This window comes from Bacillus sp. FSL K6-0268 (genome assembly GCF_038005425.1).
GTDB classification, from domain to species: domain Bacteria; phylum Bacillota; class Bacilli; order Bacillales; family Bacillaceae_G; genus Bacillus_A; species Bacillus_A thuringiensis_S.
Genome location: NZ_JBBOTF010000001.1, coordinates 1,879,606 through 1,893,103, shown reverse-complemented (window position 1 = coordinate 1,893,103; position 13,498 = coordinate 1,879,606). Strand labels below are relative to the sequence as shown.

Below are 13,498 nucleotides of genomic sequence, written 5' to 3'. Positions count from 1 at the left end.
ATTAATAATATTAATATCCAATAGTGAATATCTTACTTGTAGAATGTCCTTTTCTTGCAAAAAGTATGAATGTAAAAGAAAAGCTTTACACTATAGGAATGACTACGTTATTATAGTAAATTTAAAAGGCGGTATATTCTTCCTTTTAAAAAGAAGAGTGTAAATAAATGAAGGAAGTGAACGAATGAAATTGAAGAACACTCATTTTAAAAAAATGCTTGAGTGGTTCAATAAGAGGAAGAAACTTCGTAATTCATTAATTGTATTGGGAAGTGTACTCATTACTCTATTTATTGCTATAAATATAATAATATCCATTCAAGACATATCTGAATTAAAACAAGCTGTTCCACAACCGACTTTAATTTATGATGCAAATAATGAGGTCGCAACTAAATTAGCTTCTTCGAAAACAGAAGGTGTTAAAAGAAAAGATATTCCTGATATTATGGTTCAGGCAATTGTTGCAGTAGAAGATAAGGGTTTTTTTAACCATCATGGTATTTATTATAGTGGAATTATAAGTGCAGTTTTTAAAAATATTACAGCAGGAGAAGTTGTAGCAGGGGGAAGTACAATTACACAACAGCTTGCAAAGAATGTATTTTTGACACAAGATCGTACATTTTCTCGTAAAATAAAGGAATACTTTTTAACCAAAAAAATAGAACGTACTTATACAAAAGATGAAATTATTGAAATGTATATGAATCAAATTTATTTTGGGGAAGGTGCTTGGGGAATAAAGAGGGCAGCTAAATCTTATTTTGATAAAGAGGTAAAAGATTTATCAATTTCAGAAGCTGCAACGATTGCAGGTTTAATTAAAGCGCCGTCTGCGTATTCTCCTTATAAAAACTTTAATAAATCAATTGAACGACGTAATGTCGTATTAAGTTTAATGAAGGAACAAGGATATATTTCTGAAGAGCAATACAATAAAGAAAAAGAGTCAGGCCTTGTATTAAAACGTGGGGTTGATGATAAATACAAAGGTAAATACTCCCAATATGTAGACTATATAGTTAGAGAAGCGATGGATAAGTATGAATTAACACAAAATGAAATTTTAGCAGGTGGTTATCGTATTTATACAGAGCTTGATCCGAAAAAACAACAAGCTGTAGAAGATGTTGTGAATAATGATAGTTATTTCAAAGATAGTGGCTCAGATCAACTTATGCAAACGGGTGTAGTCCTTATAAATCCAAAAACAGGCGGTGTTCCAGCTTTAGTTGGAGGTAGAGGACCATATCAGTTTTTACAATTTAATCATGCTACGCAATTAAAAAGACAGCCAGGTTCAACATTAAAGCCTCTAGCTGTATATGTACCCGCTTTAGAACAAGGGTATGAAGTATACGATATATTAAAAGATGAACCATTTCATATTAAAGAATATGAACCGAAAAATAGTGATCAGGCCTTTCATGGTAATGTGACAATGTATGAAGCGGTAGCAAAGTCGTATAATGTTTCCGCTGTGTGGCTATTAGAACAAATAGGATTAGATAAAGGATTGAAATCTTTAGAGCGATTTGGTATTCCGTTAGTACCAGAAGACCGTACGTATCCAATTGCTTTAGGTGGGATGCATGTAGGGACATCACCATTTGTAATGGCCCAAGCATATAGTACATTTGCTAATGATGGGGTTCAAGTAGAGGCTCATGCAATTAGAGAAGTTCAAAATGCTGAAGGGGAAATAATAGGGAAATGGTATAAGAAAGAGACACGAGTGACGAGTGAGAAAATTGCTCAAAAGATGACGTATTTATTAAAAGGTGTTGTAGAAAAGGGAACAGGTGGAAAAGCGAAAGTTACTAATGTTGATACAGCAGGGAAGACAGGGACTACTCAACTTGTAAATGGCCCGAGCGTAGGGGCAAAGGACTCGTGGTTTGTAGGATACACACCAGATTTAGTAGGTGCAGTTTGGGTAGGATATGACAAAACAGATAGCGAGCATTATGTTCCAGGTGGTAGTCAAATTACAACGACGATGTTCCGGGATATCATGAAAAAAGCAAATGCAAACCCAGCCCAAAAAGCGTTCCAATTGTCGTTAATATCTGAGGCGGACTATAAAAAACAATTGCAAACAATTGAAGAAGAAAAGCGAAGAAAAGAAGAAGAAAAGAAAAGGCAAGAAGAAGAAGAAAAAAGGAAAAAAGAACAGCAAGAGTGGTTTAATAAAGTGAAAGAGTGGATTCCATCGTTATGGTAAAAGAAAGAGGCGAATTTCGTTATTCGCCTCTTTCTCATGTAAAAAATGAAGTGAGCTCATAATTAGTGGGGTAAATGCTACTATTCATTAAGAGTAATGTTGGTACTGCCAAAGGATTGAGAATCGTATGTGATGATTATTGTTCCTTTACTAATCGGTTCGTATGGTAATTCTTCTTCATAACTACCATTATTTTCATTATGGATAGTCAGCGTGATTTCATCAATTCCTTTATTTGTATACTGATCTTTAATCGTTTCAGTAATTTGAAGTAGAGTTTCGTAACTAGAAGCTTTCGTAATAAGCATTCCTTTTATAACTTTTTTTTCATTATTTGTGGAATTGGAATAAAGGATGTTGTTTTGTTTCGTATACAAAAGTGTGTATGGAACTGTTTTTCTCTCTGCTTTTGAAATAGTAGAATATTTTAGAGTTAAAAAAAACCCTACACATAAAATAATGCATATCATAAGAGCAATCCAAATGCGTATCGGTGACATAACTCTCATTTTTCATCCCTCTTTCATATCTTTGACTTCATTATTTATCATACAAAATGAGGATTAAGATAGAGTAAATTTGAGGTAAAGAAACGTAAAGAAGGAGCACTTATCCTCCCAAAATATTATCGGAAATTGTGGTTAGTAAATTCGGAGTACAGATAGTGTCGCAGTTGTATCGCCCGTGTTAGGAATAGAAATAGTATTTGCTGTAGGTTGTACAGAAATCGTTGTACCAGCTTGTAAAGTAACAATTGTAGAGAAAGAAACAGCACTACCGATAACATTAGTTGAAAAATTACGAGTAGGTGGTTGGCCATTGAATGAAATACCGAATCCAAACGGTGAAGAGCCTGGGAAAGTTGTAGATGCCGAGAAACTAATATCATATACGCCTGTAAAGTATGTGTAGTGTCATTAAAGTTAATATTATTTATTTCAAAAACTTGATTTAATTGAATATTAATTCCAGTTGATATTGTTTGAGCATTGGAGTTTCCTATTGCAGCTATAGTTACCCGAATCGGAGTACCCGCTGGTCCAGTAGCGCCTCCACCTAGGAACCAGATCCATATTGAACTAAGACAGCTTGAATAGCTTGGCCGAGAGCTTGAAGAAGTCTAACAAATTATTTAAGTTCGGACTTAGAGATGTTGATATAACTACAAGCTCTTACTTCGCAACAATCATTACCATAAAATACTTTCCCTTTATTTTTGTTGTTTATCTTTGCATTCCTTTCTTTCATAGAATAATAGTCGTTACTATATATTATAATGAAATTTAAATTAAATTCGTGATGGACAAACTACTATTTCTCAAAAAATAAGAAGTTTACCTACCTAACACGAACAATAAAGAAGTAGAGAAAAATCTATATGTTTTAAAAAACTCCCTTTAATTGTTAGAGTGTGCTTAACAATTAAAGGGAGTTAATAGAACAGCATTCTCATTTTATAAGTTAATTGCTTCACGATTTACTTTAGGTAAAATCGGAATAGAAACAGTGAAGGTTGTACCGTCTGGATCACTAGTCATTTTGAGCGTACCGTTATGATTTTGGATGATTTTTTTTGTTACTGATAAGCCTAGTCCTGTCCCCGAATCCTTCGTTGAGAAGAATGGATCAAAGATATATTCTTGAATAGCTAGAGGAATACCAATTCCATTGTCTGTGAAAGTAATCCGAACGAAGTTATCTAGGCGATAACTAGTGATTTGAATAGAAAGAGGCTTTTCGCCTTGAGCATCGACGGCATTTTGAAATAGGTTTAAAAATACTTGAACAAGTTCATGTCGATCAATATTGACTAAAATATCATCTAATTCATTAGAAAAGTTATAATCAATTGAAATGTTATGCAAGAAGACTTCACTAGCTAGTAACTGTTGAATATAGTCGCATAAAAATGTATTAATAGGAAACGGTTCTCTTGTAAATTCACGTGTTTTTGAAATGGCTAAAAATTTTGTAATAATACTATTTGCACGATCTAATTCAGGGATAAGTAAGCTTTTAAATAACTCTTTATTTGATGGAGAAACACTTTCTTGTAAAAATTGTAAGTATCCTCGTACTGTCGTAAGAGGGTTTCGTACCTCGTGTGCAATTCCGGCTGAGATTCGTCCTGCTAACGAAAACTTCTCTGCATCACGCTCTGTGTTTAAATAATGAAAGACACTAATAACCCTAAAAATCTCCCCGTTATAATCGCGAATAATTCGGTTGTTTATAATGCCATAGTTTTTGTCTAAAACTTCTTCATTATATATTTCTGTTCCCGTTCTTAATGTTTCAATCGCTTTAATTTTTTCTTCCGGCAAGTTTAGTAATTGTTGAATCGGTTTTCCGATAATATCATTTCGTATTACACCGAAATCATCTGCGGCAACTTGATTACATAAAGTAATATTCCCTTTACTATCGACAAAGGTTACATGATGTGAAAAGGCATCAAAAATATGTACAAAGTGTTTTTCAAGTTGTTCAAATAAGAATAATGAATCACAAGTAAGTTGAAAATGAGCCTCTTTATTCTCTTTTGGTATTTCTTGAATGGAATGAGTTGCTCTAGTTTTCTTTATTTGTAAACCAATATGTGGATTTTTGTATGTGAAATGATGTGGTAATTGATTTACAAGTTCTTCATAAAAACGCACTTTATTTTCTAGTTCTTCAATTCGTTTTTCATGAGATACAGTAGCATCGTTTGGAAGCATAAATAAATAACCCCTCATTTTAAAAATTCTTCCATATAGTATATCATATTTTAATAAGGATACTCTTAAAGAAAGGGCCACTTAATGAAATTGATTAGCAAAAGTGTTTGGGGAGTGAATAGAAGATAAAGTTAAAAAGGGAGGAATATATGTGCTGTTCATTGGAGTGACAGGATGGGGAGATCATGATTCTTTATACGTAGATTCCTATGAAAATAGAAATAAATTACGAACATATAGTGAGTATTTTCCTATTGTGGAAGTGGATAGTTCATTTTACGCGATGCAACCTGCACGAAATTATATAAAATGGGCAATGGAAACGCCGAAAGATTTTTCTTTTGTCGTAAAAGCGTATCAAGGAATGACAGGACATATGAAAGGGGAATTTCCTTTTTCTACGTTTGATGAGATGTTTGATGTGTATAAGCAGTCCATTCTTCCTTTAATAGAAGCTAATAAATTAAAAACAATTTTATTTCAATATCCACCATGGTTTGATTGCAAAAAGAAAAATGTAGATTTTCTTCGATATACGAAAGAAAAAATGGAAGGTTTACCATGTGCAATAGAATTTCGAAATCAAACATGGTTTTATCCAGAAATGAGAGATAAGACGTTACAGTTTCTAGAACAGGAGAAATGGGTTCATACAATTTGTGATGAACCACAGGCTGGGATAGGTTCTGTGCCACTCGTATTAGAGGTTACGAATTCAAACATGGCATTAATACGTTTTCACGGTCGAAATGTTCATGGTTGGCTTGATAAAGGGGAAAATTGGAGAGCGGTTCGTTGTTTATATCGCTACAACAATAAAGAACTGGAAGAATGGGTGGAACGACTAGAGCAATTAAAAAAGAAAACAAAGGATATATACGTACTGTTTAACAACAATTCAGGTGGGGATGCAGCAGATAATGCGAAACAGCTTATGAAAATGATGAACATTACATATGGTGAGCCGAAGCCGGAGCAATTAAATTTTTTTGAATGATAATAAACAAGAAAGGCACTGTACAAACAGGGGGAATGTACAGTGCCTTTCTATATGAAAAAGAGGGGTAACAATGTTACTGAGCGTTTGGTTGATTCATCAATTGTTGGCTTCATAATAAATGATAATGGTTATCATTATCATTGTCAATGGTTTTTCTAAAAATATATAAAAAACTTTGTATATTTTAAATAGAGATAAAAAAAGAACAGCATTAATGCTGTTCTTTTCCGTTGATGAATTGTTGTAAATCAAAAGGAGTTATCGCCTGGATAAATTCTTTTGAGATAAGTGTTTGCACGAGAGTGCTCTCAGAGATAGAAGCACCTGTTTTCTTTTCGTAAGCTTGTTTTAATAAATCAAGTTTTTCAGCCGTTTCTTTTGGTAATTCAATTGTAAGTGTGTTCATAATTTCTCCCCCTTATTATTAGAGTACCACTACAGTATAGGAGAGACAAGAAAAGAGAATATGAAATATAAAAAAGGTTACCAAATTTTCAAATGGTAACCTTTTTTATGTATAAGAGTTATTAAGCAATACCGATATACTTTAAAGTTTTTGATGGAGTACTGTGATCAAAGAAGTGTTGTAAAAATGCAATATCAACACCTGATTTGTATGCACAATAACCCCAAGTTTTTCGAAGTGTATGTGAGCTAATCCCTTCTAATCCAACTTCTTTTGCAGCTTTGTTTAAAATGTACCATGCATGTTGTCTCGTAATAGATTTTGTTCCTTTTTGAGATTTTAACAATGGTTCATTACGTTTCCAAGTTTTACGTTCTTTCATGTAGTCTTCGATTGCGTGCTGTAAGTCTTCATTTACAGCAAACCATTTATGTTTCTTCACTTTTTCATTGTAAAATAAAATGGAATGGCGAACATTTTCATTTTCATCGATTACATCACTAACTTTTAATTGTAAGATTTCACTTACTTTTAAGCCAGAATTTACAGCTAATACGAATAATAAGCCATCACGTTTCGAAGATTGTAAAAGTATATTTTTGATAGTTTCTAATTGTTTTTCATTTTGAATAGGTTGTCCTGCTTGTTTCATTTCACGCACTCTCCTCTTTTATATGTGTAAAGGAAAGGATTAACTTGTTTCTTACTATAAAGGGAGAGTGTGAATTTCATGTGAACTCCTAGTGAAATTAAGACAAATTATTTGACTTCTTTTACTTTTTGTAAATTGAAATAGAATACAACACTGTTAGTCGTATTATACACACCGTACTCGGCATGATGGAGGTCTAAAATGTTTTTTACAATAGATAATCCGAGACCGGTACCTCCGGTGTGACGGCTACGTGATGCATCTAGGCGATAGAAGCGATCCCAAATTTTTTCAAGACTTTCTTCAGGGATAGGGTTTCCTGTATTTTCGATTTCGATTTTTACGGTATCTTCTGCTTCTATAATGGAGACTTGTATTTTTTCTCCATCCGGCGTATAGCGGATTGCATTACTTAGTAAGTTCACAACTACTTGCTCAATACGGCTACGATTTGCTTTAACAAGTATAGAAGGGTCTGCATCGACGTTCACTTGTAGATGCTTTTCTTCCATGCTAAATAATAATTTTGTATAGACTTGTTGCGTTAATTCACCAATTGAGAACGTCGTCATATCTAGTTTGTAAGTACCAGATTCTAACTTTGCTAATTCTAACATTTCAACAATCAGCCTGTTCATATTTTCTGTTTCTTCTAAAATAACATCAGTATAATACGAAGTATCCTTACTAACACCATCTTTAATACCTTCTGCAAAACTTCTAATTACACTCAGTGGTGTTTTTAATTCGTGTGATACGCCAGAAATGAATTCTTTTCTTGTTTTCTCTAATTGACGTTCACGTTCAATGTCTTGTTGTAACTTTGTATTGGCAACATTTAATCGATCGATTCGATCTTTTAAATTTACAGATAATGTATTGATACTGCCGGAAAGCCCACCAATTTCATCGTCGGCTGTAACAGGTAATTTCTCGCTGAAATCAAAATTAGCCATTTTTTTTGTAACACGATTCATTTTAATTAATGGCTTAACAATGATTTTTGAGTAGTAGAAGGATAACAAAATAATAACGAGAAACACGATGATTAAGGCATAAACATAATAGTCTTTTAAAACTAGCATCGCTTCATTAACGGGTTGTAAAGACGCTATCGCAAAAGCATATTCTGTAATCTTTCCGTTTTCTATAATCGGCTTTACAAAGATACTATTTTTTATATTTTCGCCGCCATCTAATATGAAAGTGTTTAATTGGTTCGAGTTAGAAGTGCCATCTCTAATAATATCTGCAAAATATTGAACGGCTTGTAATGTTTCAATATCATTTGCAAGACGAACCTCAGCTTTTGATGGGAGCTGTAACTTAGTTATAACACCTGTAAAGACGATACGAGTTGTAGATTTGTATCGGCTTGCAAGTCTATTCTTAGAAGGATTACCATTAATTGACTGAAAATCCGAATAGAAATGTTCGTTTTGCCATTGATTATAATTCGTTCCTAATTTTTGTGGTGTAATAATATTATTCTCTTGTACGACTCCATCAACATTAATTATTACATCTTTTTTTAAACCTAAATTTTCGAATTTATTATATTCTTCTGGTGTTAAAAGGTTATTGAGTGGAATGGAATACTGTTTATTATTGTTGGGATTAAATACATCGATATAGTAATTGTTATCACTTTTAATAATACCGTTAGAATCCAAAAACTGCATATCGGCATTTGTTTTATCATGAAATTCTTGTTTTAGTTTTCTAACTTTCTCATAACTTTTATCACTTTTGTCATAATTATCTACGAATTTTTCAAAAGCAGTTTGAACTGTTTTTACTTTTTTATTAATATAAAATTTCTCTAAAAATAGAGATTGTCCTAGGAAAAAAAGTAGGAATATTATTGTAAATAAAGTTGATGTTAATAAAAATAGTTTAAAGACGATACTTCTGTTTTTCACTGCGTCACCTCTTATGAGAAATACTGTAAATGATTTCTTTATCCCGCTCGGGCAATAAGACTTCCACTTCAAAATTCGGCGAATACAAGGGAGTTAGTAGGTGGGAGATCAACTGTCCGTAAAAGCCTGATTGGTTCAACTAATAATCAGTGGGGGATGGAAAAAACCCACTGATTAAAGTTTCACTTTATTATAACAAACGTTACAATAAAGTAGAGGGGAGAAATCTGTCTCTTTATAAAATAGTTATTTATAAAAAGTCACATAAAAAGAACTCGCCAGACGTATGACAAGTTCTTTAGTGTATTATTGTTGAATTGCTGCATCTAAAGCGATTTCAATCATTTCGTTAAATGTAGTTTGACGCTCTTCAGATGTTGTTTCTTCGCCAGTGAAGATGTGATCGCTAACTGTTAATACAGATAATGCATTTACGCCGTATTTCGCTGCTAATGTATAAAGAGCAGTTGTTTCCATTTCTACTGCTAATACACCGTAATCTCCAAGTTTTTTAACCATGTCCATGCTTTCGCGATAAAACACATCTGCTGTTAAGACGTTACCGACACGAACGTGTAATCCTTTTTCAGTTCCAGCATCGTAAGCTTTCTTTAAAAGATCAAAGTTTGCAGCTGGTGCGAAATCAAATCCTGGGAATGTTAAACGGTTCATATTAGAATCAGTACAAGCCGTCATTGCGATAATAACATCACGAACTTTTACATCTTTTTGAATTGCACCGCAAGTGCCAACGCGAATTAAATTTTTAACTCCGTAGCTTTGGATTAATTCGTTTACATAAATAGAAATAGAAGGAACACCCATACCTGTACCTTGAACAGATACACGTTTTCCTTTATAAGTTCCAGTAAAACCTAACATACCACGTACGTTATTATAGCAAGTAACATCCTCTAGAAATGTTTCAGCGATATATTTTGCACGTAATGGATCACCTGGTAATAGAATAGATTCAGCGATTTCGCCTTGTTTTGCTTCGATATGTACACTCATGAAAAGTCCTCCTTATAATGTATTGATAGAAATCAATATCATTTGCATTATACACTACGAATCCTTTCAATTAAAATCTTTTTATTATTTGTAATATGTGCAAAATAGGAGGATTTCATAAATCATAATCTAGAATATATAGCTTAAGAAGTTTTATGTGAACAGAGACAATAAAAATGGTAGGTGATGTTTTGAAAAATCTTGTCATTGGGCTTATTGCGTTAGTACTTATTGTGGCAGGAGGATTTTACATAAAAAAATATCAAGAAAACGAAGAGATTGTAGGAGATGTTCAGGAAGTAAAGTGGGATGTGTCAAATGGAAAGGGAAATGAGAAAGTAGATATTGTATTTCAGTTGTTAAACAAAAAGAATAATGAAATTCGTGGTGTAAATGATCAAATACGGGCAGTGATTGTAGATGGACAGTTAAAACACATACAACAAATTAAACCTACATTTGCAGGGAACGGGTCATATAAGTTATCTTCCAAAATAGCGAAAGATGAAGAATATACGATATTTTTATACGAAGATAAAAATAAGTCCGTAGAGTCATTCGCTAGGAAAGATTTTGGTAGAACGAAAGAGGAGAACAATAAGAAAAAAGTGAAATTTCCAATCGACAGTGTACTTACAAAAAAAATAGGGGAGTATGAAGTTTCTCTTTTATTTGGCGCATTACATCCGAATGAACCAGTTACGTTAACATTTCAGTTTCAAGCGAAAAAGGGTGAAAAATTGAAATTACATTCAGAGAGAGGAGAAGTAGAGTCACTCTATATCGTGGATGAAACGAAGGAGAACTTTTTATACGCTATGCCTGTGGATACGGATGAACAATTACAATACCGTATTACATTTCCTGCCGAGGGTACGTATAAAATGTGGGGGAATTTCTATATAAATGGTAAGAAATATGAAAAAGAATTTATTGTACAAGTTCAAAAAAGAAAAAACAGCTAAGAATTTAGCTGTTTTTTCTTTTTCCTATTAATTTTGTTACAGAGAGCATTGTAATTGGTAAAGAATGATTCTTCCTAAATGCTAAATATTTACCGCTCCATGCTGGTTTATATTTTTCTTTAAAATGTCGTAATCCGCTGAAACTATACGTATAACGAACGTTATTAAAGATTGCAGCAGCCACTCGTTCAGACCAGAAAGACTGTGTGGATAAACCAACATTTGAAAGTGGTGCCATACCAATATTAAAGGAGTGGTATTCATTTTCTTTTGCCCATTGGAATAAGTGGATGAAAATTGCGTCCATAATGCCGCTAGGCGCATCTGGATAATATCGCATTAAATCGACAGATAATGATCCGTTTTGATATACGGGCATGAATGTTGTGAATGCAATAATTTTTCCATCCGCATCAGATAATGTTGCAATGGGAGCGCGACTAATATATTCACGATCGAAGTATCCGAGTGAAAAACCTTTCTCTTTTTTTCCACCAAGCCATGCATCTGAAACTTTTCTTAACTCTTCATATAATTCGTCTGAGAAAGGTGGCTCATGAATAGAGAATGTATAGCCTTCTCTTTCAAAACGGTTGAAAGTAGCTCGCATGCCAGCGCGTTTCTTTCCTGTTATTGTAAATGTATTTAAATCAACAACAGCTTCTTCACCGAGCTTAAAGAAGTTATAACCAAAATCGTGATATAAACTCATCCATTTACTTTCAATTTGGTAGAATACACAAATGTATCCAAATCGATCAGCCTCAGCTAAAAACTCTTGCAATACAGTACGATAGGAGGAAGGGTCCCCGATTGGATCACCTAGTACAATAAGTCGTTTTCCAGTTATTGAGAAGAGAATGAGTGCTTTTCCATCACTACTGAAAAAGAACTGTTTATCTCCTAAAAAACCTAAATGACTAAGTACATTTCCACCATGTTCATCTAAGAAGTTTTGTAATCTTTTATCATTAGCTGGTTGCCCGGGAAATTCATTTCGATAACGATTTGCAATGAGTGAACCAATTAGTAAAAAAGTAGGAACAAAAAAGGCAGCTGCTAATGCACTTCGTTTCACTTGTGTAATATTACGAACGACAAAATCAGGTTGGAAAGCTTCTTTTGCACTTGCAAATAAAATACCTAAGTTTTTATATAAATATAACGTTACAAGTAGGAATATAAAAACTTTTACGATATCGGAAAGTGAGACTTCCATTTTCTCACGTACAAACCTTTTACGAAGCATATACAATACAGCGAGTACGATTAATAAAATAAAAGTTTCTTCAACATCAATTCCTTTTAGTGTATTAAAAATAGCCGCTCCAATTAAAGAAACAATCGTCATATAATAAGAACGTTTTGTTCCGTAATATATCCCTCGTGAAAGAATGAGGAGGAGAATACCGAATGTTAGCGATAAGCTAAAAGAAAATTGAATAAGATGTTTTGGAGCTAGAATATGTAAGGCGTGTGCCCGATTTATACTTGTCGGTAGAATAGTTGATAAAATAACCATTAAGCCAGCAAATACTGTTAAAGCAGCAGATGCCCAAGAACCTAACTTTCCTAGAAAGTCACGCTGCAAAGTCCATATAACACCAGTTGTCTCTAATGCAGGCGCAATAAAGGGTTTATCTTCAAACTTTTTAATGGCTACTCCTGTCATTTCAAAAGCTGCAAAAATGAGACCAAGGCAGAATGGTAAGATGTAATAGACGAGACGATATAATAACATAGCAGGAAGCAAAACACCTGTATCGATGCCGTATTGCCCAAGCCCAGTTAAGAAGACAAGATCAAATGATCCAAGACCACCAGGAACAAGACTAACGACACCAGCTAAAGCAGCAATGACATATACGCCTAAAAACTTTTGGAATTCGATTTCAATGCCAAATAATAGTAATATGACGTACATAACAATACCAGCAGATACCCATTCGACTAATGAAACTAATGAGTATAAAACAGTTGGGTTTTTCTCCTCTTCTTCTTGTCCCTCTGTTTGCATCGCTTTTCTATTTTTTAATTTAGAAAATCCGATATATATAGGGACGAAAAGAGCAAAGAAGATAAGAACAGGCCATAGCCATGGTTTTTCATGCAAAATAAATCTCGTGTCTAATATTCCGATAAGACCAAGAAATGAAAGAATGGCTAATCCATTAATAAAGGCAGTTGTCATCCAAGCGATACTTTTAATAAGTTTTCCATTTTCTTTTATGTATGGACGATAAAGCATTGTGCGTACGCCAGCTCCAACTAGACCACCAAACCCGATAAATCCATTTAAAGTATTAGCAATCCACGAGATACGGAAAATCTTTTGGACAGGGATATCAGCTTTTAAGTAACGAAGCATAACATAGTCATAAAAGAACATTGTTGATACAGCGAATGCACCAAGTGTAATTGCTAAAAAGACTCCTCCAGTTGGAATGTTTTTAATTGTATCAATCGCTTCTAAAAAAGAAATGCCCGCTAATTCTTTTTTTGCTTGAAAGAATACAATTGTTAATACAACAAATGGGAAGATAATTTTCCCGATTTGTAAGAAACGTTTCCATGAAAACGACATAAATACAA

At 33.5% G+C, this 13,498-nt stretch carries 10 protein-coding genes and 1 pseudogene; 3 read left to right on the top strand and 8 right to left on the bottom strand.

The window, feature by feature from the left end:
* Positions 1–184 precede the first annotated feature (184 nt).
* A complete protein-coding gene (locus MHI28_RS09590; protein WP_079245290.1) occupies positions 185–2,227 on the top strand; it encodes a transglycosylase domain-containing protein in 2,043 nt (680 codons plus the stop codon).
* Between the two features lie 80 nt (positions 2,228–2,307).
* Here MHI28_RS09590 and MHI28_RS09585 read toward each other — a convergent pair whose 3' ends face one another.
* The 3 genes and pseudogenes from MHI28_RS09585 to MHI28_RS09570 all read right to left on the bottom strand — a co-directional run bounded on the left by MHI28_RS09585 (position 2,308) and on the right by MHI28_RS09570 (position 4,947).
* Positions 2,308–2,736, bottom strand: coding sequence for a hypothetical protein (locus tag MHI28_RS09585; protein WP_001265587.1), 429 nt, complete (start codon positions 2,734–2,736; stop codon positions 2,308–2,310).
* A 132-nt stretch (positions 2,737–2,868) separates the two neighbouring features.
* Positions 2,869–3,475, bottom strand: a pseudogene (locus MHI28_RS09580) (Gly-Xaa-Xaa repeat protein).
* Positions 3,476–3,681: 206 nt separating this feature from the next.
* Complete coding sequence (locus tag MHI28_RS09570) at positions 3,682–4,947, bottom strand: ATP-binding protein (RefSeq protein WP_340827811.1); 1,266 nt, start codon at positions 4,945–4,947, stop codon at positions 3,682–3,684.
* A 151-nt stretch (positions 4,948–5,098) separates the two neighbouring features.
* Between MHI28_RS09570 and MHI28_RS09565 the strand changes: the two genes are divergently transcribed.
* A complete protein-coding gene (locus tag MHI28_RS09565) occupies positions 5,099–5,944 on the top strand; it encodes a DUF72 domain-containing protein (RefSeq protein WP_000897362.1) in 846 nt (281 codons plus the stop codon).
* A 214-nt stretch (positions 5,945–6,158) separates the two neighbouring features.
* Here the strand turns inward: MHI28_RS09565 and MHI28_RS09560 are convergent, their stop codons facing one another.
* The 4 genes from MHI28_RS09560 to deoD form a co-directional block, all read right to left on the bottom strand.
* Positions 6,159–6,353 carry a DUF3924 domain-containing protein gene (locus MHI28_RS09560; protein WP_001094856.1) on the bottom strand — a complete coding sequence of 65 codons (195 nt, stop codon included), beginning with the start codon at positions 6,351–6,353 and terminating at the stop codon, positions 6,159–6,161.
* 121 nt (positions 6,354–6,474) lie between these two features.
* The gene (locus MHI28_RS09555) at positions 6,475–7,005 is read right to left on the bottom strand and encodes a tyrosine-type recombinase/integrase (protein WP_000806236.1); all 531 of its coding nucleotides are present in this window, start codon (positions 7,003–7,005) and stop codon (positions 6,475–6,477) included.
* Between the two features lie 107 nt (positions 7,006–7,112).
* On the bottom strand, positions 7,113–8,927 hold the full coding sequence (locus tag MHI28_RS09550; protein WP_000797506.1) for a sensor histidine kinase: 1,815 nt from the start codon (positions 8,925–8,927) through the stop codon (positions 7,113–7,115).
* A gap of 306 nt (positions 8,928–9,233) precedes the next feature.
* Positions 9,234–9,941 carry a purine-nucleoside phosphorylase gene (gene deoD, locus MHI28_RS09545; RefSeq protein WP_000110707.1) on the bottom strand — a complete coding sequence of 236 codons (708 nt, stop codon included), beginning with the start codon at positions 9,939–9,941 and terminating at the stop codon, positions 9,234–9,236.
* A 176-nt stretch (positions 9,942–10,117) separates the two neighbouring features.
* Between deoD and MHI28_RS09540 the strand changes: the two genes are divergently transcribed.
* A complete protein-coding gene (locus tag MHI28_RS09540) occupies positions 10,118–10,906 on the top strand; it encodes a hypothetical protein (RefSeq protein WP_000232598.1) in 789 nt (262 codons plus the stop codon).
* Positions 10,907–10,910: 4 nt separating this feature from the next.
* Here the strand turns inward: MHI28_RS09540 and mprF are convergent, their stop codons facing one another.
* A complete protein-coding gene (gene mprF, locus MHI28_RS09535; protein ID WP_000010842.1) occupies positions 10,911–13,490 on the bottom strand; it encodes a bifunctional lysylphosphatidylglycerol flippase/synthetase MprF in 2,580 nt (859 codons plus the stop codon).
* Positions 13,491–13,498: the final 8 nt, after the last annotated feature.

Excerpts from the sequence above, each read along its gene's own strand:
- deoD (WP_000110707.1), bottom strand. The coding sequence starts at position 9,941 with ATGAGTGTACATATCGAAGCAAAACAAGGCGAAATCGCTGAATCTATT.
- MHI28_RS09570 (WP_340827811.1), bottom strand. The coding sequence starts at position 4,947 with ATGCTTCCAAACGATGCTACTGTATCTCATGAAAAACGAATTGAAGAA.
- mprF (WP_000010842.1), bottom strand. The coding sequence starts at position 13,490 with ATGTCGTTTTCATGGAAACGTTTCTTACAAATCGGGAAAATTATCTTC.
- MHI28_RS09590 (WP_079245290.1), top strand. The coding sequence starts at position 185 with ATGAAATTGAAGAACACTCATTTTAAAAAAATGCTTGAGTGGTTCAAT.
- MHI28_RS09540 (WP_000232598.1), top strand. The coding sequence starts at position 10,118 with ATGGTAGGTGATGTTTTGAAAAATCTTGTCATTGGGCTTATTGCGTTA.
- MHI28_RS09560 (WP_001094856.1), bottom strand. The coding sequence starts at position 6,353 with ATGAACACACTTACAATTGAATTACCAAAAGAAACGGCTGAAAAACTT.
- MHI28_RS09555 (WP_000806236.1), bottom strand. The coding sequence starts at position 7,005 with ATGAAACAAGCAGGACAACCTATTCAAAATGAAAAACAATTAGAAACT.
- MHI28_RS09585 (WP_001265587.1), bottom strand. The coding sequence starts at position 2,736 with ATGAGAGTTATGTCACCGATACGCATTTGGATTGCTCTTATGATATGC.